This is a genomic window from Stenotrophomonas sp. ZAC14D2_NAIMI4_6, assembly GCF_003086875.1.
Classification (GTDB): domain Bacteria; phylum Pseudomonadota; class Gammaproteobacteria; order Xanthomonadales; family Xanthomonadaceae; genus Stenotrophomonas.
Genome location: NZ_CP025996.1, coordinates 3,239,300 through 3,263,279 on the forward strand (window position 1 = coordinate 3,239,300; position 23,980 = coordinate 3,263,279).

The 23,980-nt window shown below is 68.9% G+C and carries 18 protein-coding genes; 5 read left to right on the forward strand and 13 right to left on the reverse strand.

Annotated elements, in window-relative coordinates:
* Window positions 1-1,188 carry a GDSL-type esterase/lipase family protein gene (locus C1933_RS14940; RefSeq protein WP_108753885.1) on the forward strand — a complete coding sequence of 396 codons (1,188 nt, stop codon included), beginning with the start codon at window positions 1-3 and terminating at the stop codon, window positions 1,186-1,188.
* A 173-nt stretch (window positions 1,189-1,361) separates the two neighbouring features.
* On the opposite strand, the gene C1933_RS14945 is transcribed toward C1933_RS14940, so the two are convergent.
* Genes C1933_RS14945 through nudE form a run of 4 tightly spaced genes read right to left on the reverse strand, consistent with a single transcriptional unit; the run spans window position 1,362 to window position 3,898 of the window.
* Window positions 1,362-1,691, reverse strand: a complete 330-nt coding sequence (locus C1933_RS14945) for a YnfA family protein (protein WP_108753886.1) — start codon at window positions 1,689-1,691, stop codon at window positions 1,362-1,364.
* Window positions 1,688-2,521: a nucleoside triphosphate pyrophosphohydrolase gene (gene mazG, locus C1933_RS14950; RefSeq protein WP_108753887.1), complete on the reverse strand. Its 834-nt coding sequence runs from the start codon at window positions 2,519-2,521 to the stop codon at window positions 1,688-1,690. Before mazG ends, C1933_RS14945 begins: the two co-directional genes overlap by 4 nt.
* A 13-nt stretch (window positions 2,522-2,534) precedes the next feature.
* Window positions 2,535-3,338, reverse strand: coding sequence for a 3'(2'),5'-bisphosphate nucleotidase CysQ (gene cysQ / locus C1933_RS14955; RefSeq protein ID WP_108753888.1), 804 nt, complete (start codon window positions 3,336-3,338; stop codon window positions 2,535-2,537).
* A complete protein-coding gene (gene nudE / locus C1933_RS14960; protein WP_108750809.1) occupies window positions 3,335-3,898 on the reverse strand; it encodes an ADP compounds hydrolase NudE in 564 nt (187 codons plus the stop codon). Before nudE ends, cysQ begins: the two co-directional genes overlap by 4 nt.
* Before the next feature lie 77 nt (window positions 3,899-3,975).
* On the opposite strand from nudE, the gene bioA reads away from it, so the two are divergent.
* On the forward strand, window positions 3,976-5,367 hold the full coding sequence (bioA, locus tag C1933_RS14965) for an adenosylmethionine--8-amino-7-oxononanoate transaminase (protein WP_234414541.1): 1,392 nt from the start codon (window positions 3,976-3,978) through the stop codon (window positions 5,365-5,367).
* Window positions 5,358-6,095: a 16S rRNA (uracil(1498)-N(3))-methyltransferase gene (locus C1933_RS14970; RefSeq protein ID WP_108753890.1), complete on the forward strand. Its 738-nt coding sequence runs from the start codon at window positions 5,358-5,360 to the stop codon at window positions 6,093-6,095. Before bioA ends, C1933_RS14970 begins: the two co-directional genes overlap by 10 nt.
* Before the next feature lie 66 nt (window positions 6,096-6,161).
* Here the strand turns inward: C1933_RS14970 and C1933_RS14975 are convergent, their stop codons facing one another.
* The 7 genes from C1933_RS14975 to pilG form a co-directional block, all read right to left on the reverse strand.
* A complete protein-coding gene (locus tag C1933_RS14975; protein WP_108750812.1) occupies window positions 6,162-6,626 on the reverse strand; it encodes a chemotaxis protein CheW in 465 nt (154 codons plus the stop codon).
* Window positions 6,623-7,966: a chemotaxis protein CheB gene (locus C1933_RS14980; RefSeq protein WP_108753891.1), complete on the reverse strand. Its 1,344-nt coding sequence runs from the start codon at window positions 7,964-7,966 to the stop codon at window positions 6,623-6,625. Before C1933_RS14980 ends, C1933_RS14975 begins: the two co-directional genes overlap by 4 nt.
* Window positions 7,953-14,585, reverse strand: a complete 6,633-nt coding sequence (locus C1933_RS14985; RefSeq protein WP_108753892.1) for an Hpt domain-containing protein — start codon at window positions 14,583-14,585, stop codon at window positions 7,953-7,955. Before C1933_RS14985 ends, C1933_RS14980 begins: the two co-directional genes overlap by 14 nt.
* Before the next feature lie 100 nt (window positions 14,586-14,685).
* Window positions 14,686-16,722, reverse strand: coding sequence for a methyl-accepting chemotaxis protein (locus tag C1933_RS14990; RefSeq protein WP_108753893.1), 2,037 nt, complete (start codon window positions 16,720-16,722; stop codon window positions 14,686-14,688).
* A 41-nt stretch (window positions 16,723-16,763) separates the two neighbouring features.
* On the reverse strand, window positions 16,764-17,294 hold the full coding sequence (locus C1933_RS14995; RefSeq protein WP_108750815.1) for a chemotaxis protein CheW: 531 nt from the start codon (window positions 17,292-17,294) through the stop codon (window positions 16,764-16,766).
* Entirely contained in the window at window positions 17,294-17,656 is a 363-nt protein-coding gene (locus C1933_RS15000; protein ID WP_049466295.1) for a response regulator, read from the reverse strand. The genes C1933_RS14995 and C1933_RS15000 overlap by 1 nt, the downstream gene beginning before the upstream one ends.
* A gap of 18 nt (window positions 17,657-17,674) precedes the next feature.
* Window positions 17,675-18,076 carry a twitching motility response regulator PilG gene (gene pilG / locus C1933_RS15005; protein ID WP_042614342.1) on the reverse strand — a complete coding sequence of 134 codons (402 nt, stop codon included), beginning with the start codon at window positions 18,074-18,076 and terminating at the stop codon, window positions 17,675-17,677.
* A 254-nt stretch (window positions 18,077-18,330) separates the two neighbouring features.
* Between pilG and gshB the strand changes: the two genes are divergently transcribed.
* Complete coding sequence (gene gshB, locus C1933_RS15010; protein WP_108753894.1) at window positions 18,331-19,278, forward strand: glutathione synthase; 948 nt, start codon at window positions 18,331-18,333, stop codon at window positions 19,276-19,278.
* The gene (locus tag C1933_RS15015; protein WP_108753895.1) at window positions 19,278-20,162 is read left to right on the forward strand and encodes an energy transducer TonB; all 885 of its coding nucleotides are present in this window, start codon (window positions 19,278-19,280) and stop codon (window positions 20,160-20,162) included. The genes gshB and C1933_RS15015 overlap by 1 nt, the downstream gene beginning before the upstream one ends.
* Before the next feature lie 514 nt (window positions 20,163-20,676).
* Here C1933_RS15015 and tsaB read toward each other — a convergent pair.
* A complete protein-coding gene (gene tsaB, locus C1933_RS15020) occupies window positions 20,677-21,390 on the reverse strand; it encodes a tRNA (adenosine(37)-N6)-threonylcarbamoyltransferase complex dimerization subunit type 1 TsaB (protein WP_108753896.1) in 714 nt (237 codons plus the stop codon).
* 9 nt (window positions 21,391-21,399) lie between these two features.
* Window positions 21,400-23,466 (reverse strand): ATP-dependent DNA helicase, encoded by a 2,067-nt coding sequence (locus C1933_RS15025; RefSeq protein ID WP_108753897.1) that lies wholly within the window; start codon window positions 23,464-23,466, stop codon window positions 21,400-21,402.
* Window positions 23,467-23,980: the final 514 nt, after the last annotated feature.

Consider the following 23,980-nt stretch of genomic DNA (forward strand, 5'->3'; position numbering starts at 1 on the left):
ATGCAGCGCTGGATCACCCTGCTTTCGCTGGCTCTCGGCGCTGCCGTGGCCGCCCCCGACACCCAGGCCGCACCGGTCTGGGTGACCGCCTGGACCGCGTCACCGGCGCCGGACCGCAAGGACGGCACGGCCGAGGCGCCGGTGCAGTTCGCCGCGCAGACGGTACGCCAGGACATGCGCGTGGGCAGCCGTGGCGATGCGCTGCGGCTGCGCATCAGCAACGAACTGGGCACCACGCCGCTGCGCGTGGAAGATGTGCGCGTGCAGTTGAAGGGTGGAAAGGCTGCGCCGCTGGCGGTGACGGTGGATGGACGCAGCGAGATCGAGGTGCCGGTGGGCGCAGCGCTGTTGAGCGATCCGCTGCCGCTGCGGCTGGGCGCGCTGCAGGAAATCAGCGTGACCGCGTGGTTCCCGCAGCCGACACGGCCGGCCGTGCGCCGCACGGTGGTGCGGGTGGTGGATGGCCCGCAGGCCAGCGTGGCCGATGCGGTGAAGGTGAGTTACCAGCAGAACGTGTTTTCCGCGGTGCTGGTGCAACGCACCGACCGACCGCAGGTGATCGTCGCCCTGGGCGATTCGATCACCGAAGGCGCCACGGCCCGGCGCGGCTCGTTCAACCAATGGCCCGAGCGGCTGGGCGAGCGCCTGCAACAGGCCTGCCCCGACCGTTTCGTGGTGCTCAACCAGGGCATCAGCGGCAACAAACTGCTGGACCACGGCCGCAGCCATAGCGCGCTGTCACGACTGGATCGCGACGTGATCGCGGTGGCCGATGCCGATCAGGTGATCCTGTTCGAAGGCATCAATGACATCCGCAACGGCGGGGGCGCCAAGCCGCTGCCAGGTCGCAACGCAGCGGACATGCTGCTGGGTTACCGGCAGGTGGCGGCGCGGCTGCAGGCACACGGCATCCGCGCGTGGTTGGGCACGCTGACCCCGTTTGGCGGTTCAGAGCGCTACGAGCCGGTGTCGGCAGCGACACGCACGGCCATCAACCAGTGGGCGCGCGGCAAGGACACCGGCTTCGATGGCGTGGTCGATTTCGACGCGGCGCTGCGTGACCCGGCGGCGCCGGAAGCCTTGCCGGCGGACATCACCCGCGACCACCTGCATCCCAATGACGAGGGTTACCGGCGCATGGCCGAAGCGATCGACCTGCGCATGCTGGGCTGCCAGGCCCCGCGTTGAACCGCTGTTGTAGAGTCGAGCCATGCTCGACTGTTTCCAGCAAAAGCAGTCGAGCAAGCTCGACTCTACAATTCCCAGCAGTCGAGCAAGCTCGACTCTACGGAAGAGCAGAAGCGGCCGAGCAGGGTTCGACGCCGCAGCAAGAAGCAGTCGAGCAAGCTCGACTCTACCGTTCACGGGGTGGCGGCGCGCGGGCCGAACATGATCACGGCCATGCCGGCCAGGCACAGGGCGGCGCCCAGCAGATCCCAGCGGCTGGGGCGGATGCCGTCGACCAGCCACAGCCAGAACAGCGCGGTGCCGATGTACACGCCACCATAAGCGGCGTAAACGCGCCCGCTGGCGGTGGGGTGCAGGGTCAGCAGCCAGGCGAACAGGGCCAGGCTGGCCGCCGCCGGTAGCAGCAGCCAGGCGCTGCCGCCCTTGCGCAGCCACAGCCACGGCAGATAGCAGCCGACAATCTCGGCCAGCGCGGTCAGCAGGAACAGGCCCAGCGTTTTCACGCTTTTTCCGCGGCCTTGGCGTGCTGCCAGAGGGCTTCCTGCGCATCCAGGTCCAACCCCGCCAGCGCTTCACCCTGCGCCTCGGCCTGCGCTTCCATGGCGCGGAAGCGGCGCTCGAACTTGTGGTTGGCCCCGCGCAGCGCCGCGCCCAGATCAATATCGGCATGGCGGGCCAGGTTGGCGCAGACGAACAGCAGGTCGCCCAGTTCCTCCTGCAGCCGTGCCTTGTTGCCGGCAACATCACCGCGCTCGAACTCCTCGCGCAGTTCCTGCAGTTCCTCGGCGGCCTTGTCCAGCACCGGCAACGGGCCGGGCCAATCGAAGCCGACCCGCGCGGCGCGTGCCTGCAGTTTCACCGCACGCTGCCATTCGGGCAGGCCGCGCGAGATACCGGCCAGCGCCGAGCCATCCTGGTCACCCTTGGCCGCACGTTCGGCACGCTTGATCGCATCCCAGTTGCGCATCACGCCATCGGCGTCGTCCACGTTCACATCGGCGAACACGTGCGGGTGGCGGCGCTGCATCTTGTCACTGATCGCGCGGGCGACATCGGCGAAGGCGAAGCTGCCCTGCTCTTCGGCCATGCGCGCATGGAACACCACCTGCAGCAGCAGGTCGCCCAGTTCATCGCACAGATCATCGAAGTCGCCACGATCGATGGCATCGGCTACTTCATAGGCCTCTTCGATGGTGTACGGCGCAATGGTGCTGAAATCCTGCTGCAGATCCCACGGGCAGCCGCCCTGCGGATCGCGCAGGCGCGCCATGATGCCCAGCAGGCGCTCCAGTTCGGTGCTGGCGGCACTGCCGGCGGTGGGGGTATCGCTCATGCAGCCTCCAGGTTCAGTCGGTCAACCAGTCGCGCCACGGCAGGCTGGTGTCGCCCAGGGCGATGAAATCGCCATTGAGCAGCGTGCTGCGGCGGTTGTAGCGGAAGGGCTTGCCGGTATGCGCCGACAGCACGGCACCGCCGGCGGCATGCAGCACGCACTGGCCGGCGGCGGTGTCCCATTCCGAAGTGGGACCCAGCCGCGGATAGACATCCAGACCGCCTTCGGCGATCCGGCAGAATTTCAGCGACGAGCCCTGCACCACCGTTTCGATGTCGCCCATGCGCTGCAGCAGCGCGATGGTTTCCGGCGAGCGGTGCGAACGGCTGGCCGCCACCCGCAACGGCGTGGTGGCAGGCGTGCGTGTGCGCAGCACGGTGTCATGCAGGCCCTGGCGGCGGTAGGCCAGTTCGCCGCGCATGGCGTGCCAGACGATGCCGGTGACCGGCGCCTGCACCACGCCGAACGCCGGTGCGCCCTGATAGATCAGCGCGATGTTGACGCTGAACTCGCCGTTGCGCTTGACGAAATCGCGGGTGCCATCCAGCGGATCGACCAGCCAGTAGGCGCCCCAGTGCTGGCGTTGTTCCCAGGGCACCAGCGCCGATTCTTCGGAAAGGATCGGCAGATCCGGGGTGAGCTGGCGCAGGCCCTGCTGGATGACACGGTCGGCGGCCAAGTCAGCCGCGGTGACCGGGCTGTCGTCGGCCTTCAGGGTCACGTCGAAACCGCTGCTGTAGACCTGCATGATCGCCTGCCCGGCTTCCTGGGCGATGGCGATGGCGGTCTCGCGCAGTTCGGTGGTCAGCTTGATCATCGGGCCGCCTGCAGCCACTGCCGCGCGATGAACAGCGCAGCCAGCGAACGGCCTTCGGAGAAGTCTTCGCGCAGCATCAGCTGGTCCAGCTCGGCCAGCTTCCACGGCACCACTTCCAGCTCTTCGGGCTCATCACCCGCCAGCTTTTCCGGGTACAGGTCGCGGGCTACCACCAGCCACGACTGGTGGCTCATGTAGGTCGGCGCCAGGGTCATCGCGCGCAGCACGTCCACGCGCCGCGCACCGTAACCGGCCTCTTCCTTCAGCTCGCGGTCGGCGGCCTGTTCCGGGGTTTCACCCGCATCGATGCGGCCCTTCACCAGGCCCAGTTCGTAGCGGTGCACGCCGGCGGCGTATTCACGAACGAGCAGTACGGTCTGGTCATCCAGCATCGGCACCACCACCACCGCGCCATGGCCGCGGCTGACCAGGCGCTCGAAGCGCCGGTGTTCGCCGTTGGAAAACTCCAGGTCCAGGTGCTGGCGCTGGAACGGGCCGTTTTCCTCGTCGGTGATCCGATGGATGATCGGCAGGCGACGGCTGGCGCGGTCATCGGTCATTCGGACTCTCCACGGCGGGCGGCGCGCGCGCCGGGGCCGATAGAATGGGCAGGCAGCAACATGTTCATGAGCCCGAAATGCTAGCAGACCCAACCCCTTCCCCGCTGGCCCGGCAGTGGCGGCAACGCGACCTGCAGGTGCTCTGGCACCCCTGCACGCAGATGCGCGAGCACCCGGACACCCTGCCGCTGGTGCCGATCGCGCGCGGCCAGGGCGCCTGGCTGATCGATCACGATGGCAACCGCTACCTGGATGCGGTCAGCAGCTGGTGGACAAACCTGTTCGGTCACGCCGAACCGCGCATCGGCGGCGCCATTGCCGCCCAAGCGGGGCAGCTGGAGCAGGTGATGCTGGCCGGGTTCAGCCATGAACCGGCGATCACCCTGGCCGAGCGCCTGCTGGCGCTGGCACCGCGCCAGATCGGGCGCGACCCGCTGGCCAAGGTGTTCTTCGCCGACAACGGCTCTGCCGGGGTGGAAGTGGCGCTGAAGATGGCCTTCCAGTATTTCCAGAACCGCGGGGAGCGCCGGCGCACGCGTTTCATCGCGCTGGAGAACGGCTACCACGGCGAAACCCTGGGGGCGCTGGCGCTGGGCGATATCCCGCTGTACCGCCGCGTGTATGCGCCGCTGCTGGCCGAGGGCCTGTTCGCGCCCTCGCCCGATGCCTACCTGGCCGAGCCCGGACAGAGCGCCGTTGAGCGCGCCCTGCAGGCCGCCGACGGTCTGGCCACGCTGTTCGACCAGCACCCGGGCGAAATCTGCGCGGTGATCCTGGAACCGCGCCTGCAGTGCGCCGGCGGCATGCGCATGCACGACCCGGTGTATCTGAAACGGGTGCGCGAGCTGTGCGACGCACACGGTGCGTTCATGATCGCCGATGAAATCGCCACCGGCTTTGGCCGCACCGGCACCCTGTTCGCCTGTGAACAGGCCGGGGTGATGCCCGACCTGATGTGCCTGTCCAAGGGCCTGACCGGCGGCTTCCTGCCGCTGGCCGCGGTGCTGGCCACGCAGGCGCTGTACGACGCCTTCCTGGACGATTCACGCGAGCGCGCGTTCCTGCACTCGCACAGCTATACCGGCAACCCGCTGGCGTGCGCGGCCGCCCTGGCCACGCTGGACATCTTCCGCGACGAGGACGTGATTGCGCGCAACCGCGGCATCGCCTCGGTGATGGGCGCCCTGGCCGCGCCGCTGGCCGACCATGCGCACGTGGCCGATGTGCGCCAGGCCGGCATGGTGGTGGCGTTTGAACTGTCGCGCAACGGCGATCGCCGCACGCCGTTCGACCCGGCATTGCGGCTGGGTCTGCACGCCTACAAGGCGGCGCTGAAACGTGGCGTGGTGCTGCGCCCGCTGGGCGATGTGCTGTACTGGATGCCACCGTATTGTGTGGACGACGAACAACTGGAACTGCTGGCCCACACCACGCTGGCAGCCATCGACGAGGCAATTGCATGCGCGTGACCCGCTGTCCCATCGACCTGCCGCTGCACAGCGGCCAGACCCTGACGCTGCCCGAAGACACCGCCAACCACCTGGTACGGGTGATGCGCCTGCGCGAAGGCGATGCCTGCGTGCTGTTCAATGGCGATGGCCACGACTACAGCGCCGTGCTGACCATGGCCGGCAAGCGCGAGGTACAGGTGCGCATCGACAGCGTTCAGGCGGTTGGCAACGAATCGCCGCTGGCCATCACCCTGCTGCAGGGCGTGGCGCGCGGCGAGAAGATGGACCTGATCCTGCAGAAGGCCACCGAGCTGGGCGTGGCGGCGATCGTGCCGGTGAATGCCGAGCGTACCGAAGTGAAGCTGGACGCCGCCCGCGCGGAAAAGCGCGTGGCGCACTGGAACAACGTGGTGACCTCGGCCTGTGGCCAGTCCGGGCGTGCGCGCATTCCGGCGGTGGGCACGCCGCTGTCGCTGGCACAGGCAACGGCAGCGTTGCCGGCCGACACCCTGCGCTTGACCCTGGACCCGCTGGGCAGCCATCGCCTGTCCACGCTGCAGGCCGCACCGGCGGGGGGCGTGGTGATCGCCATCGGGCCGGAAGGTGGCTGGTCGCCGCGTGACCGCGACCAGCTGGCCCAGGCCGGTTTCCAGGGCCTGCAGCTGGGGCCGCGCATCCTGCGCACGGAAACCGCCGGCCTGGCCGCGATTGCGGCATTGCAGGCGCGGCTGGGGGATCTGGGGTAAGGGGCGCGTTCCGCGAGCGAAGTGCCGACCAAGGTCGGCACCTACCGAGCGCGCGCAGCCGCCGGATCAGGCGGCCAGCGAATCCAGCGCGCTTTCCAGCGCATCCAGGTTCGGCAGCAGGGCGCTCTTTTCGCCCAGCAGCACCCGCATGTGCACGATATCGGGCAACGTTTCTTCCGAGGCGTCGGCCAGCAGACCGTCGCGCGGCACCGAGATCAGCTGCGGGAAGTTCTGCGTCAGCAGCGCGTAGTACGGGCGCTGGGCGTTGCCGCTCAGTGCCTTCAGCACCACCACCTTGTTGTGCCCGCCCACCACTTCGTCGCCCAGGCCGGTCAGGCGCGCGAACGACAGCAGCGGCACCTGCCAGCCGTGCCAGGCAATCTGCCCCAGCAGCCAGCGCGGCGCGTCGGCAATCGGTTCGATCGCCACGCGCGACATCATTTCGGCCACGGTGGCGTTGGGCAGCAGCACCCGCTCGCCACCGGCCTGGATCAGGACGCCGCGGATCTCATCATTGCTGGCGTAACTCATGCTGCGTCTCCGTCATCGTCGTGCCGGCCCCAGCGCGCGGCAATCGCCTGCGCCAGTTCCTGCGGTTCACCGGCGACCATGCCGGCGGCCACCACGGCCGTGGCCGCAGCCGGGTCGTAACAGCCCTCGCCTACCTGTCCGGCCACCCAGGCGCCAGCGGCGGCCAGGTCCAGTGCCGGACCCACATGGGCCAGGTCGGCGCCGCTGAGCAGCACCACGGCGGTATGCGCCGGCGGCAGGGCGTCGATCGCGATGCCCTGCGCACGGGTCTGGAAGTACAGCCCGTCCGTGGCCGCCTGCACGCCCAGATCATCGGCCAGCACGTGCACTTCACCGGGTACGGCGCGCTGGCCCGGTTCGGCCAGCTGCACCGGCAGCGGCGAAACGCGCGCCATCTGCTTGACCAGGTTGCCGTAGCGGCCACCGTCCAGGCGCATGTGCACCAGCACCGGCACGCTCAGGTCGGCCGGCAGCGCGCCCAGCAGGCGACGCAGCGCATCGGGACCGCCGATACCGGCCAGCACCAGCAGCGCACCGGCGCGGGCGCCGGCGGGCAGCGCTGCATCCAGGTCCACCAGGCTCAGGTGGTCGGTATCGAAGGTGGACGGCGATGCAGCGGCGGATGCCGCGGTGGTCGGGGCCGGCGCGCTGGCGGGTTCATCCACCAGCGACCAGGCGGTGTGGTCGCCCAGCGCGACCGACGGCACCGGCGGCGGTTCGACCACCGGCGGCGCGATGTCTTCGGCAACCTCGGCCGGCAGCGGCGGCTCGGGCAGCACCGGCTGCAGCGCGGCCAGTGCCTGTTCCAGCGCGATGGGCTCATGCAGGTCGGCCGGAGGCGAGTACAGGCCATCGGCCGGCACGTCATCGGCCCACGACAGCGCCTGGTCCAGGTGCGGCTGCAGCGCGGCATCCTGCGGCTGCGGCGGCGTGGACGGCAGGCCCGGTTCCAGTTGCAGGCTGGGCTCGTCTTCGGCGCCGGGCGGCAGTACCTGCTGGTGGCCGTGCAGCTTGGCCGCCAGGTGGCGGCCCCAGCGCTGGGCTTCCCAGCCGTCACGGCGCGCGGCCAGTTCGGCCTCGTCGAACACCAGGGTCAGCCCCGGCGCGGACAAGGCCGGCTCCAGGCGCTCCAGGGCGTCCTCGATGGCCGCCTCAAGGGCGATCACCACGAACTGCGGCTGTGCATCGGCCAGCGCCCGCGGTTCCAGGCCGCTGGGATCATCTTCCAGCACGATCTGCACATCGGCATGGGCCAGGGCTTCGCGCAGGCGCTCGCGCGCCGCGCCCGGGCGGGCCAGCAGGGCAACGGCCGGAACCGGATTCACATCACTCACGGACACGGGCGATCCCCAGCAGGTCGTACACGTTGCGCATCAGGTCCAGCTCCTGGTACGGCTTGCCCAGGTAGCGCTGCACGCCGATCTCGAAGGCGCGCTGGCGATGCTTGTCACCGCTGCGCGAGGTGATCATCACGATCGGCACGTCCTTGTAGCGCGGGTCGGCACGCATCGCGGTGGCCAGCTCGTAGCCATCCATGCGCGGCATCTCGATGTCCAGCAGCATCAGGTCGGGCACGCGCTCTTCCAGCTGCTCCAGTGCTTCCACGCCGTCGCGGGCCACGCTTACTTCGAAGTTGTGGCGTTCCAGGATGCGGCCGGTCACCTTGCGCATGGTCAGCGAGTCGTCGACCACCATCACCAGCGGCACCTGCCGTTCCTGGCGCGGTGCGTTGTCCTGCACCGGCACGATCGGGTTGGCCAGGTAACGGCGCACCAGCGGCGCCACGTCCAGGATGACCACCACGCGGCCATCGCCGGTGATGGTTGCACCGTAGATGCCCGGTACCGAGGCGATCTGCAGGCCCACCGGCTTGACCACGATTTCGCGGTTGCCCAGCACCTGGTCGATGGCCACGGCCGCGCGCAGGTCGCCGGCGCGCACCAGCAGCAGCGGCACCTGGTCCTGGCCATCGGCACGGGCCGGTGCCTGGCCGACCAGGCTGCCCAGGTCGTACAGCGGGAATTCTTCGCCGCTGTAGCGGTAGCTGCTGTCGGCCGCTTCGAAACGCTCGCGCGACAGGCGGCCGATACCACTGACCGAAGCCACCGGCACGGCGAAGGTGGTTTCGCCAATCTGCACGAACACGGCCTGGGTGACGGCCAGCGTCTGCGGCAGGCGCAGGGTGAAGCGCACGCCCTGGCCACGCACCGACTGGATGTCGACCGAGCCGCCGAGCTGGCGCACTTCGTTGCGCACCACGTCCATGCCCACGCCACGGCCGGCCAGCTGGCTGACCTGGTCGGCGGTGGAGAAGCCGGAGGCAAAGATCAGGTTGTCCAGTTCCTGCTCGTTGGGCTGCGCATCGGCGCCCAGCAGGCCACGGTCGATGGCGCGGCGGCGGATCGCTTCGCGGTCCAGGCCGGCACCGTCATCGGCCACTTCCAGCACGATTTCCGAACCTTCGCGGTGCAGGCGGATGGCAACCTCGCCTTCCTCCGGCTTGCCGGCGCTGCGGCGCTGCTCCGGCGCTTCCAGGCCGTGGGCCACCGAATTGCGCAGCATGTGTTCCAGCGGCGCGACCATGCGGTCGAGCACGTTGCGGTCCAGTTCGCCGTGGGTGCCTTCCAGGGTCAGGTGCACCTGCTTGCCGGTATCGATGCCGGCCTGGCGCACCACACGGCGCAGACGCGGCACAAGACCATCGAACGGCACCATGCGCGCGCGCATCAGGCCATCCTGCAGTTCCGAGCTGACGCGCGACTGCTGCTGCAGCAGCGAATCGTACTGGCGCGACAGATCGTCCAGCACGCCCTGCAGGCCGCCAAGGTCGGCTGCCGATTCGTTCAGCGCGCGGCTGAGCTGCTGCAGGGTGGAGAAGCGGTCCAGTTCCAGCGGATCGAACTTCTGATCGGCCTGGTCCTGTTCACGCTGGTAACGCGCGACGATCTGCGCTTCGGTTTCCAGGTCCAGTCGGCGCAGCTGGTCGCGCAGTCGCGCATTGGTGCGCTCCAGTTCGCCCATCGCACCGCGGAACGCCCCGAGCTGCTGCTCCAGGCGCGAACGGTAGATCGCCACTTCACCGGCATGGTTGACCAGGCGATCCAGCAGATCGGCGCGTACGCGCACCTGCTCCTGCTGCGGGCGGGCCAGCGGATCTTCGTCCGGCGTCCCTTCCACCGGCAGCGGTGCCGACAGCGGTGCATCGGCCAGGGCCAGCGGCGCCACGGGTACAACGTTCGATTCCGCTTCGCTGCTGGCAGCAACAACGGCGCTGCCGGCATCCACGCGGGTGCGGGCTTCGAATGCGTCCAGCAGGTCCTGCGCCGGCTCCACCGTGCGGTGTTCGCCGGTACGGGTCAGCAGCTGGTGCAGGCGGTCGAAGCCACGTTCCAGCAGGTGTACGTCGGGGCGTTCGATCTCGGTGCGGCCGGCGGCCACGGCTTCCAGCAGCGATTCGATGCTGTGGCCCAGGTCGCCGATGGCGTTGATGCCGGCCATGCGTGCGCCGCCCTTGAGCGTGTGCAGATCGCGCTGCAGGCCGGCCAGGGCCTCGCGGTCCTGCGGCGCTTCGCGCAGCTCGCTGATCAGCCCGTCGCAATGGTCGAGCAGGTCGTTGCCTTCTTCCACGAAGATATCGACCAGCTCGCGGTCGTACACGCTGAAGTCGAGCTGGTCGCTGGGGGCGTCTTCATGCCCGCTGCTGTCGGCGGCAGGCACGGCAGCGGTGACATCGGCGCCGGTCTCGACAACGGCTTCAACGGCCGCAGCCGCGTGCGCGCCCTGCCCCGGTGCGTCTTCCAGTTCGAACAACGGTGCCGGCGCGGGGGTAATCGCTTCGGACACGTCTGCATCCACCGTCGCCGGGGACGGCAGGTCGGCGCTCTCTCCTTCACCGACCGCCGCCTCCCCGCCGACGTCCGCAGCCTCGGCGAAGGCATCAGCCTCACCGGGCGCGAGTTCGCTGGCCTGCAGGCCGAGCACGGGCCAGTCGGCCCGCTCGTCCTGCGCGGGTTCCGGCTCGATCACATGCAGGCCGGCTTCAAGCGCCGCCTCCAGGGTGACCGGCTCGGCAAAGCCGGGCGCAGCCATATCATCGTGCAGGCTCGCCAGCGTGCTGTCGAGCGCCTGTTCATCTTCTTCGTCGTACAGCGCGATTTCGTCGTGCGCCTGCGCCGCTGCCACCGCGTCGATTACGTCAATCGACGCCGGTTCGGCCACGTCCTCAACATCGCTGTCGTCCACCGGCAACGCGCTGGCGTCCAGGTAGGGCGACAGATCATCAGCACCTGTCAGATCGGCGTCATCGGCGTCGGCCGGGGCATCGGGCAGCGTCGCCGTCACCTCTGCAACCACCGCCGCTTCCACTTCCGCGGGCTGCGCAGCGTCGACATCGGCGTCGGCGCTGGTTTCGCGCTCGAGTTCGGCCACATCGGCGCCTTCCGCGACCTGCGGCAGCGCGGGCCAGCCGGCATCGAAGAACGGCGAAAGATCTTCGCCACCGGTCAGTTCAACGCGTTCCAGCTCGGTTTCAACCGGCAGCACCGGTTCGATGTCGGCCAGCGCATCGGCCGACGTTTCGTCCGTCTGCGCCGGTGCCGCGTCGTCTGCATCGATGGCCAGATCGTCGGCGTCGTCATCCTCCATTTCCAGCACCGGCCAGCGCGCTTCGGGCAGCGCGGCAGCCAGCGCCTGCAGGCGCTGCGCCAGCGCATCATGCGGCACGATGCGCGGCTGTTCGGCCTGCAGTGCGGTCATGGTGCCGTCAATGGCCGACGCGGTGTCCAGCAGCGCCGACACGCCCTCTTCCGCTGGCACGGCCTGCGCGGCCAGGGCGCGCTTGATGTACGACTCGGCCGCCCCGGTGACGGCGGTGATTTCCGGCACCTCGGTCATCGCGAACGCACCGTTCATGGTGTGCACCGCGCGCAGCAGCGCGTCGGTCACCGCGTGCGGTGCCTGCTGTGCGTCCTGCAGCCAACCCTGCAACGTGGCCAGGTGCAGCTCCACCTCGGCTTCCAGGATTTCCTGCAGCACGCTGTCGATCTGCGCAGGGGTGCCAACGGCCTCGACCACCTCGGCAGCCGGTTCAGCGGCCTGCTCGGCAACGTCGCTGTCGAGCGCGTCCACCGGCACGGCGATGTCTTCGCTGGGCACGTCCGCCACCGGCGCTTCGGCGACCGGCGCTGCTGCGCCCGGCAACGGCACGTAGAAGGTTTCTTCACCGGCGCCGACGCGGTCGGCGATGGCCTGCATGGCCTGCAGATCGACGGTGATGCGCTGGCCGTGACGCAGCGCGGCGTTCAACTGCGGCAGCGCCGCGTGCGCGTGGTCGACCATGGCCAGCACCGCCGGCGTGGCCGGGCGGGTGCCGTCCAGTACGCGGTTCAGCAAGCCTTCGATCTTCCAGGCGAATTCGCCCAGCGTACGTGCACCGACCAGACGGCCGCTGCCCTTGAGCGTGTGGAAGATGCGGCGGATCGGCCGCAGCCGGTCCATGTTGTCCGGCTGCATGCGCCAGGGCGGCAGCAGCGTGCCCAGGTTCTGCAGTTCATCGTCGAACTCTTCCAGGAACACCTCGCGGATGTCCTGGTCGATGTTCTCGGCATCGTCTTCGAAGCCGCCTTCGATGCCGACCTCGGCAGCGCCGGTGGCAACGGCCACCGGTTCAACGGCCGGGGCCGCTTCCGGGTGCGGATTGAACTCCGCCGCCGCAGCGCTCAGTTCGGCCAGGAACTGCGCATCGGCCTCGCTGAAATCGATCGGCGCGATGGTGTCCACCTCGATGGTGGCCACGGCGACCGGTTCGGCGTCGGCGAGCACCGGCGCTTCGGCTTCGGCTTCGGCTTCGGCGACGGGCTCGGCTTCGATCAGGGCGTCGACAATCGCCGGCTCCGCGTCCTCGGCGGCCTCGGCCAGCGGCGCAGCGTCGACGATGTCCAGGGTTGCGTCCAGGTGGGGCGCTTCGTCCAGCGACAGCGTCTCCATCGCATCCAGCGACAGCACGTGCTCGGCATTGTCCAGTTCGCTGGCGTCGAAGTGGAACACCACGTCGTCGCCTGCCACGGCCAGGCCGTCCTGCTCTGCGGCCACCGGGTCGAACGAGGAAGCCACCGAGGACGACACCGCCGGGGCGTCGTCCCATTCGGCCAGGGCCACGCTGTCCTCGGCATCACCGTGGACATGCGCCGTGCCGTCGGCCACCTGCAGCGATGCAGCCGTCAGCGACCAGTGCGACGCGCTGGACGCATCGCCTGCATCTGCATCGGCTTCATAGCTGACTGGATCGAAGCTGGCGAAAGTCGGCGCACGCGCGTCCTCTTCGGGCATCGGCTCGGCGGGCACGCTGTCCGCGGCGTGGTCCAGGCTGCCCAGCTCCCACTGCGGCACTGCCGGCGGCGGTGCGCTGGATGCGGCGAACAGCAGCGGGGCGCTGTCTGCAGGCGCAGCGGCAGGCACGGCATCGGTATCGGCCAGTTCCAGCGCGCCGAATACCAGCGACTGGGCATCGGCTTCGGCAACCGGTTCTGCCGGCGGCGGATCGAAGGTGAAATCAGGCAGCGGCACCGGCACGTCGCCCGGCGCCGGTGCGGCGGGCTGCACCGCGATCTGCACCGGCTCGACCTGCAGGGCGGCCGCGGGCAGCGCGACGGCCTCGCGCAGCACCGGGTCGGGCTGGGCGTCAGCGGCCTCGGCAGCGGCCGGCGCAGTGCGCTCGGGCAGCGGCCAGTAACGCAGCGCCTCCAGGCTGCTGCGGGTGATGTCCAGGATGTCTTCGCGGCCCGGACGGCGGTCGCGCAGCGCTTCCAGGTAGTACTCCAGGCTGGCCATGGCATCGGCCAGGGTGTCCAGCTGGCGCCCGCTGGGCACGCGCTGGCGGCCGATCAGTTCGGCTTCGATGTACTGCTGCACACCGCGCAGGTAGTCGGCGGCAGTGCCCAGGTCGAGCATGCGCAGCGCACCGGACACGTCGCCCAGCAGGCGCGGCACGTCCTGCAGTTCGCCGTGGTTCCAGCTGGTCTCGATGAAGGCAACGAAATGCTCGCGCGCGGCGGCGAAGTTGGCGATGGCTTCGTGCGCCAGGATTTCCACCGTGCGGCGGTTTTCCACGGCGCTGGGATCGTCTTCGCCACTGCCACCGGCGCCCAGATGGGCGACCTGGTCGTCCAGCGATGCATCCACGTACAGCAGGGCACCGGCGATATCCAGCAGCAGGTCTTCATCGATCTGCTGGCGGCCTTCGACCACGCCCAGCAGTGCGTCGCGCTGCTGCACCACCACGCCACGCGCGGCGCCCAGGCCCATCATGCCCAGGGTATCGGCCACGGCACCCAGCTTGATCACCTGTTCCTGCAACTGCTGCGGCGCGCCGCCGGTGCGCAGGTGCAGGTCCAGTGCATCCTTCACCTGCAGCAGCTCTTCCTTCACCGCGCTGCCCACCGTATCCAGCAGCTCGCGGTTGCGCCCGCTCAGGCTGCCACGGGCGTGGTCCAGCTCGGCCTCGGTGGCGGTCACGCTGTCGGGTGCGAAGGCGAACAGCACGCTGTCATTGACGCCTTCTTCGCCACGCGCAGCGCGGATTTCGTTCAGCAGCGGCATCAGCACGATCGGAATATCGCGGTGGCCGTTCTGCAGGCGCTCCAGGTAGTCGGGCAGCAACACGCTGCCACGCATCAGGGTGGCGCAGGCTTCGTCGCGGTCGGCAACGCGGCCTTCGCCCACGGCCACGGCCAGCTGCTCCAGTTCCTCGGCCACCATCGCCGGTGCATACAGTTCGACCATGCGCAGGGTGCCCTGCACCTGGTGCAGGTAACCGGCGCAGATGCGCATGCGGCTGCCATCGGCCGGGTCTTCCACGAAGTACTCGACCTCGTTGCGCACCAGGCGCAGGGTCTCGTCCAGCTCGGGCTTGACCCAGCCCAGCGCTGCATGGCTCATGGCGTCGCGCAGACTGCTGCTCATCGGTGCGCTCCGGTCGCCGCCGCGCGCATACCGCGCGGACCGTGGCCTGGGGAATGGAAATGCTTCATCGACTGGTTCCTTGCTCGCCGCCCTGCCGCGGTCACGCCGGCAGCTTGAAGTCGGCCACCGAACGACGCAGATCGGCGGCCAGCTGTGCCAGGTGGCCGATCGATTCGGCGGTCTGGCCGGCGCCCTGCGAGGTCTGGCCGGTAATCTGCCGGATCACGCCCATGGTGCGGGTGATGTCCGAGGCCGCAGCGGACTGCTGCTGGGCGGCGATCGAGATGTTCTTGATGAGGGTGTTCAGGGCGTTGGACACGCGCTCGATTTCGGTCAGCGCCGTACCGGCGTCTTCGGCCAGGCGGGCACCGGACACCACTTCGGCGGTGGTCTGTTCCATCGAGGTGACCGCTTCGTTGGTATCGGCCTGAATGGCCTGCACCAGGTTTTCGATGCGTCGGGTCGCGCCCGAGGTACGTTCTGCCAGGCGCTGCACTTCGTCGGCCACGACCGCGAAACCGCGGCCGGCTTCACCGGCCGATGCGGCCTGCACGGCGGCGTTCAACGCCAGGATGTTGGTCTGTTCGGAAATGTCGTTGATCAGTTCCACGATCGAGCCGATTTCCTGCGACGACTCGCCCAGGCGCTTGATGCGCTTGGACGTTTCCTGGATCTGGTCGCGGATCTGGTCCATGCCCTGGATGGTTTCGCGCACCACGCCGGCACCTTCGGCGGCGATCACCACCGAGCGCTGTGCCACGTCGGCCGACTCGGCCGAGTTGCGCGACACCTGTTCGATGCTGGCGGCGATTTCGCCGATGCGGTCCGAGGCCGAGGTGATCTGGTTGGCCTGGTGGCCGGCCGCTTCGGCCAGCTGCATGGCCGTGGCCTGGGTTTCCTGGGTGGACACGGCCACCTTGGCCGAGGTGTCGTTGATGGTGGTCACCAGGTGGCGCAGTTCATCCACGGCGTAGTTGATTGCGTCTGCAATCGCGCCGGTCATGTCTTCGGTCACCGACGCCTTCACGGTCAGGTCGCCCTCACCGAGCGAACTGATTTCGTCCAGCAGCCGCATGATCGCCTGCTGGTTGCGGCTGTTGAACTCCACCTGGGTCTGGTAGCGCAGTTCCTGTTCACGCGAACGGCTGCGCACGTTGGTGGAGACGAAGCCGATGATCGCGATCAGCGACAGCGCACCCGATACCACGCCGATCCAGAAATTCGGGAACAGGCGGGTGTCGGACACCGAGCCGAACGAGGAGAATGCTTCGAACAGCTTGCGGCTGTCGTCGAGCATGCGCACCGAGCCCTGGCCCAGGGCCGTGGCGGCCGACTGCGCGGCAAACAGCTGGCGCGAGCTGGCCAGGATCGCGTCGGCGTCCTGCTTCATCGCCTCCCACTTCTGCTGCGACTGTTCCAGCGCAGCCACCGCGCCGGCGCCGCGCACGGCGGTGATGCCCAGCTCTTCGTTGCCGTTGCGCAGGCCGTCGAGCACCTGCGAGAACACGGTGATATCGCGAGCCAGCGCATCGCCGGCACTGGCGGCGCCACTGCCACCGGCGCGCATTTCGGTCACGCGGCGGGCCATGGTGCCAGCCACCACCACCTGCTGCAGCGCGCTGTACACCTGCGAAGCGGGGGCGCCCGAGGCGGACATCGCCCGCACCAGTTCATTGAGCTGCGCCTGCAGGCCCGGCACGGCGCCGGTGAAGTTGTTGGCGTTGCCGGCCAGGGCCAGCACCGCCGGTTCGCTGGCCACCAGCTGGCCGGCCTGCTTGCCCAGCGGCGCCCACGTCTCGGCCAGGGTGCCGATGGCCTTGGACACGCCCGGCTCGCTGCCGTAGCGGCCCTGCAGGGTGGACACGTTCTGTTCGATCGCGTTGCGGGTGGACTTGAAGGCGGTGAACGCCTGCGCGTTGCCGCCCACGGCATCACGGCCCTGGTTGGCCAGCTGCTGTGACAGCACCTGCAGGTCGGCGGCCTTGGAGCCGGCGTCGGCCAGGCGGCTGCCCTGCCAGGTGGCCACACCCGTGTTCAGGCCGAACAGGACCATGGACAGCAACAGCAGGGCCAGCCACAGGTTGCTGCCGCCCAGCCGCAGCTTGCCGGTCTTGGTGGCGTCCGAAGCAGTACTCATCGTTCAACCTCGAGGTTCAATACAGGGGGCGTTGCCCGGCCTCAGGCCGCGGCTTGCCGGAATTCAGGGGTGCGCGACAGCAACGAGAGCGAGAACACGCCCCATTCGTGGCCATCGGCGTGGAAGGCGCGATCTACGAAGTGGCCATAGCGGCCCTCGGCCAGGCGACCGGCATCGATCTGCTGGGCCAGCTCGAAGCTGCGCTGGCCGAACAGTTCATCGATGGTCAGGGCCACGTCGCCGCCGGCCTGGCGCATGATCAGCACGCGCTGGCCTTCCTGCTGCACGGTGCGCGCACCTTCCAGGAAGTACTTCAGATCGACCACCGGGAACAGGTTGCCGCGCAGGTTGCCCACGCCCAGCAGCCACGGCTGTGCGCATGGCACCGGGGTAACCGGCGGCATCGGCACGATTTCCACCACTTCGCGGAAATCGGACACCAGCCGGCGCTGGCCGACCCGGTAGCCCACGCCGCGCCACAGGTCCTGGGCGAACTGGCGTTCGGGCAGCTGCACCGCATGGGCCAGGCTGCGCCGCTCGTAGGCTTCAAGAATGTCGAAAGGCGAACGCATCAGGCCACCAGTTCGTTGATCCGCGCGATCAGCTCTTCTTCGCGCGGCGGCTTGACGATGTAATCGGCTGCGCCCTGGCGCAGGCCCCAGGCCTTGTCGGTTTCCATCGCCTTGGTGCTGACGATGATGACCGGGATGTGCTTGATCGCCGCATCGCGGGCCATGGCCCGGGTTGCCTGGAAACCACTCATGCCCGGCAGCACCACGTCCATCAGCACCAGCTGCGGCACCTGGTCGCGGACCAGCTGCAGGCCCTCTTCGGCATTGTCCGCTTCCAGCACCTCGTGGCCGGCACGGCGCAGCCACTGGGTGAACACCGCGCGGTCGGTCGGTGAATCCTCGATCAGAACGATACGAGCCATTGTGCCTTTCCCCCCTGGTCAGGCGTTGACGTATGTGCGGATGGCACCCAGCAGTTCTTCACGCGTGAAAGGCTTGGTCAGGTACTGCTCCGAGCCGACGATGCGCCCGCGCGCCTTGTCGAACAGGCCATCCTTGGAGGACAGCATGATGACCGGGGTGGACTTGAACAGCTGGTTGCCCTTGATCAGGGCACAGGTCTGGTAGCCATCCAGCCGCGGCATCATGATGTCGACGAAGATGATCTGCGGCTGCTGGTCGGCGATCTTGGCCAGTGCTTCGAAGCCATCGGTCGCCGTCACCACCTCGCAGCCTTCGCGCTTGAGCAGTGTTTCCGCGGTCCGGCGGATGGTCTTCGAGTCATCGATGACCATCACCCGGAGTCCTGCGAGTTCCCCGCCCGCAGTCATGTTTTCAGTCATTGCCATTCCCCAAGCGCGCGGCCCTTCTAGGTTGGGTGCCGCTGCGAAAGCGTATCTATATCGCACTTTCCGCGCCCGCTTCAAGGCCGTCCCACCGGGCTTGGCGTGGCGCCCGGCTGAACGTGACCGGTTTGGCAGACACTGCGCAGAACCGGGCCCGGCCGCCGGTTCGGGGACGCAGCGTTGCAGGCCACGGGGCAGGCACGGGGCGGGCGTTGCCGCTACCATCAGCGCCTTGCCTTGAAGGTGCGCCCATGCCGTTGAATGTCATCGTGGTGATGGATCCCATCGCCCACATCAAGATCGCCAAGGACACGACGTTTGCCATGCTGCTGGAAGCCCAGCGCCGTGGCCACGCCCTGCACTACGTGCAGCCGGGCGGGCTGGCCCTGGAAGGCGGCGTGGCGGTGGCCCGTACTGCCCCGCTGCAGGTGCGCGACGATCCGGCCGGCTGGTACGAGCTGGGCGCATTCAGCCGCACCGTGTTCGGGCCCGGCCAGGTGGTGCTGATGCGCAAGGACCCGCCGGTCGATGCCGAATTCATCTACGACACCCAGGTGCTGGACCTGGCCGCCGCCGCCGGCGCCTGCGTGGTGAACAACCCGCAGGGCCTGCGCGACTACAACGAAAAGCTGGCCGCCCTGCTGTTCCCGCAGTGCTGCCCGCCCACCCTGGTCAGCCGCGATGCCAAGGCGCTGAAGGCGTTCGCGCTGGAGCACGGCCAGGCCGTGCTGAAGCCGCTGGACGGCATGGGCGGCCGCTCGATCTTCCGCAGCGGCCAGGGCGATCCCAACCTGAACGTGATTCTGGAAACCCTGACCGACGGCGGCCGCAAGCTGGCGCTGGCCCAGAAGTTCATTCCCGACATCACTGCCGGCGACAAGCGCATCCTGCTGGTCGACGGCGAGCCGGTGGATTACTGCCTGGCGCGCATTCCGCAGGGCGATGAGTTCCGCGGCAACCTGGCCGCCGGTGGTCGTGGCGAAGGCCGCCCGCTGAGCGAACGCGACCGCTGGATTGCTGCCCAGGTGGGCCCGGAAATGAAGCGCCGCGGCATGCGTTTCGTCGGCCTGGACGTGATTGGTGACTACCTGACCGAAGTGAACGTGACCAGCCCGACCTGCGTGCGCGAACTGGATGCGCAGTACGGGCTGAACATCGCCGGCACCCTGTTCGATGCGATCGAGGCCGGCCTGCGCTGATGGAAGCCGTGTCCGCCGTGCTGGCCCCGCCGCCGCGCGAAGCACAGCGGCTGGCCGCCACCCTGGCCCTGTCGGTGCTGCTGCATGTGCTGCTGGTGCTGGGGGTGGGCTTTGCGGTGAAGGGGGATGCGCCACTGGTGCCCACCCTGGAGGTGATCTTCAGCCAGACCCGCACGGCACTGACGCCCAAGCAGGCCGATTTCCTGGCCGCCGCCAACCAGGAGGGTGGCGGCGAGCATGACCGCGCCCAGCGCCCGCGCGACAACCAGACCGGCGTGGTGCCGCAGGCGCAGGCGGGCGTGAGCCCGGTGCCGCAGCAGCAGCAATCGGCCGCAGCGGTGCCGCCGCCGCAGGCGCGGGTGGTGAGCAGCCGCAACGGCCAGGACCAGGTGGCGCAGGCGCAGGCCCGCCCCACCCCACTGGAACCGACCCCGGACGCGCCGATGACCGCGCGCGAGCAGCGCGATGCGGAAATGGCGCGGCTGGCTGCCGAGGTTCATCTGCGCTCGGCGCAGTATGCGAAGCGACCGAACCGCAAGTTCGTTTCGGCCAGCACCCGCGAGTATGCCTACGCCAATTACCTGCGCGCCTGGGTGGACCGGGCCGAGCAGGTCGGCAATCTGAATTATCCCGACGAAGCGCGGCAGCGCCGGCTGGGTGGCCAGGTGGTGATCAGCGTGGGCGTGCGCCGCGATGGCAGCGTGGAAAGCAGCCGCATCCTGAAATCCAGCGGCACGCCATTGCTGGATGAGGCGGCATTGCGGGTGGTGAAGCTGGCGCAGCCGTTCCCGGCGTTGCCGAAGACCGATGACGGCGTGGATATCCTGCAGGTAACCCGCACGTGGGTGTTCCTGCCCGGCGGCGAACTGCGCGACGACCGGTAGGGCTCTGTTGCCCGGGCCTGCGGCCCGGGACCCGCTGCAGAGCCAGGGTAACGGCAACAGCCAGAGCAGCGGTAGAGGGTCTGGGCTTGGCGGGGCGGTGTGGGCTTGCAGGACACGCCGTAAATCCATCCCTGGAGGCTCGTAGGCGCCATCCATGGCGCCTCCGGTCCTGCAAGCCCACACCGCCCCACCTCCGACAGATCGCGGCGCCTCATTGCTGTGGGTGGGTGTCGACCTTGGTCGACACGGTAGATCCACGCCATGCGTGGATGCGAGCGAAGCGATCCGCTTTTGACTTTGATTTTTCTTTTTTTTGATTTTCCGTGGCGGACGCACACGGAAACTGTCAAAGGCCGGGCGGGTGGGTTGCGCAGGGGCGCAGGCGCCATGGATGGCGCCTACGAGCTTACATGGACGTACTTGCAGCGTCCCCTGCGCAACCTACCCGCCCGGCCAAACTCGGCTGTTGCAGTCGACTGACAGTCGACTTTACCGATCCGCAGCCACGAGGGGCTCAGCCGTTGGCTTTCGCCTTCGCCTCGCGGGCGGCCTGCTGCTCGACCAGGGTCAGCGCTACGTTGTCGCGCAGGTACGCCGGTTCAACGCGTTCGGCGGCAATCGCTTCGCCACGCGCGAAGGCGGGTACCGCCAGGGTCAGCACATCGGACGCACGCGGCAATGCCGTTGCATCGAATCCGCGCAAGCCAGCACCCAGCTGCGCCACCAATGCGCCGTCGGCGGCAGCGAAGCCGCTGCCCACACCGTACGCCTGCAGCCCATCCGGCAGCGTCACAGCCGCGGGCGCGCACACGCGCTCGGCGTCGCAGGCCACCGGCAGGCCATCCACGCGCTCGAAGCGCGCGGCGTACACCTCGCCCATCCGTGCATCGATCACCGACAGAATCTGCGCTTCATCGGCCGGCGCGCGCAGCGCCAGCACCTGCAGCGTGGACACCGGCAGCAACGGGCGGTCCAGCGCCAGCGCAATGCCCTGCGCAATGGCGATGGCCAGGCGCACACCCGTGAATGCACCGGGGCCGCGACTGAGCGCGATGCCATCCAGCTGGCGGCGGCTGATGCCTGCCTCGGCCAGCAATGCCTCGGCCCAGGGCAGGCTCAGCTCGGCGTGCCGGCGCGGGGCGATCTCGAAGCGTTCCAGCACCTGCCCATCCACATGCAGGGCAACGGAACAGGCTTCGGTGGCGGTTTCAAAGGCGAGCAGTTTCATCGGGTCAGGTCAGAACAAGGGGAACGTGGCACCGGGGGCCGGCAGTGGGCCCGCAGCAGGCTCGGGCGCCGCTGTGGCCGGCGCCGGCGGGGCAGCGTCCTCGGCCACGGGCGTCCATTGTGGCGCAAAGAAGGCTTGGACATCGGCCAGCGCGCGGGTCTGCCGGAACGGCGGCAGCGAAGACAGGAACACGCGGCCGTAGCCCCGGTTCAGCAGGCGCGGGTCGCACAGCACCAGCACGCCGCGATCGGTCTCGCTGCGTATCAGCCGGCCCACGCCCTGCTTCAGCGCGATCACCGCCTGCGGCAACTGCTCGTCGCGGAACGGATTGCCCCCCTGGCTGCGGATCGCTTCCAGACGGGCCTCGTACACCGGGTCATCGGGGGCGGCGAAGGGAAGCTTGTCGATCACCACCACGCTCAGCGCCTCGCCCACCACATCCACGCCTTCGCGGAAACTGGCCGAGCCCAGCAGCACGCCGTTGCCCGATTCGCGGAAGCGCTGCAGCAGGGTCGCACGCGGCGCCTCGCCCTGCACGAACAAGGGCCACGGCCCATCGCGCAGCGCTTCGGCGGCCTCGCGCAACGCGCGGTGCGAAGCAAACAGCAGGAACGCCCTGCCCTGCGAAGCGCGCAGCACCGGCTGCAGGGCCTGGATCAAGGCGGTACCGAAGCCCCGCGCGGCCGGATCGGGCAGACCCTCGGGCAGGTAGCACAGCGCCTGCTCGGGCCAGTTGAACGGACTGGGCTGGACCAGCGTATGCGGATCATCCAGCCCCAGCCGCGTGGCGATATGGTCGAAGCCCCCGCCCACGGTCAGCGTGGCCGAGGTGAAGATCCATGCGGCGCGGCTGCGCTCGCGGTGCTCGCGCAACGGGCCGGACACATCCATCGGCGTGCGCTGGCAGCGGAAGCCGCGCGGGGTCAGCTCATACCACAGCACATCGGCTGCGGCCGGTGCATCGTTTGGGTCGGCATCGAAATCGAGCACCGGCTCGTCCTCGCCCAGCCAGCGCGCAAGACGCGAAACCGCTTCACGTGCCCGTGCATGGCAGGCATCCAGGCCCGCGGCGGCATCGCGCAACGGCTGCAGGGTCTGCTCCAGGGCCACCAGGCAGCTCATCACAGTGTCGAAGCCGTCGCGCACCTGCGGCATCGCCAGCGCACGCCACTGCGTGCCCCGTTGCGGCAACCCTTCCATGGCCAGGCGCAAGGCCAGCAGTGCCTGCTGCAACTGATCAACGCCGTCCTGCAGGCTGGCCTGCGCCCCGCCCACACCGCGCGCTTCGGCCAGACAGTCACGCCCCAGTTCCTGCCAGGGGCGCATGCCGAAGCCTTCGCCGAAGAACTGCGCCGCCAGTTCAGGCAACTGGTGGGCCTCATCGATGACGAAGGCCTGCGCGCCCGGCAGCAGCTCGCCGAAACCATCCTGCTTCAGGGCCAGGTCGGCCAGCAGCAGATGATGGTTGACCACCACCACATCGGCGGCCTGCGCGCGTTGCCGCGCGCGCACCACGAAACAGTCATCCCAGAACGGGCAGTCGGTGCCCAGGCAGTTGTCCACGGTGGAGGTGACCATGGGCAACAGCGGTGAATCGTCGGCCAGGCCATCCAGCTCGGCGATATCGCCGAATTCGGAGCGACCGGACCAGGCCAGGATGCGCTGGAACTGCGCGGCCTGTTCCGGGCTGGAAAAGCGCGGCTCGCCGCGCGCCTGCTGCAGGCGGTAGCGGCACAGGTAATTGGCGCGGCCCTTCAGCAGCGCACTGCGCAGGCCCACGCCCAGCGCCTGGCGCACGCGCGGCAGATCGCGGTGGTAGAGCTGGTCCTGCAGCGCGCGGGTACCGGTGGAAATGATGGTGCGCAGCCCGGACAGCAGCACCGGCACCAGATAGGCGAAGGTCTTGCCGGTGCCGGTACCCGCCTCGGCCAGCAGCAGATCGCGCTGCTGCAGCGCATCGGCGATGGCCTCGGTCAGGCGCAGCTGCGCAGGGCGCGGCACGAACGCATCCAGGTGCGAGGCGAGCGCGCCGCCGTCGCTGAGGGCCTCGCGGCTGGCGTGGACAAGGTCGGACATCAGAGGGAAAGGATACCGGGCCGGGCGCTGCCCGGCACCCGTTTCAAGCCAAAGCAACAGCAACAGCATGAGTGCCTGGCTCTGGGTTGCTGCGTGCTGGGCGGGGCGGACGGGAGAGGCAGGACACGCCGTAAACCCTTCCATGGGGGCTCGTAGGCGCCTTGCTCGCGTGCGCTGTCCTGCGCACACGGCAAGTCCGGGGTTGGGCGTCCTGCCAAACCCGCCCGAGGCATGCCTCGGGCCCATGGCGCCTGCGGTCCTGCCTCTCCCGTCCGCCCCACCCTCGACGGGTTCCTGGTGACGGACGGACATGCTTCGTAGAGTCGAGCTTGCTCGACTGGATCCAGAAGCGGTGTGAGTAACCGAAAAGAAGGGGTCGGAGCCGTTTTCCTGCGGAAAACGGATCCGACCCCCTGGCGAGTGCGCGCAGCGCGCGACCCGCTTTTGATCTGCTTTTTTCTTTTCCGTGGCTGGACGCACACGGAAACTGTCAGAGGCCGGGCGGGTGGGTTGC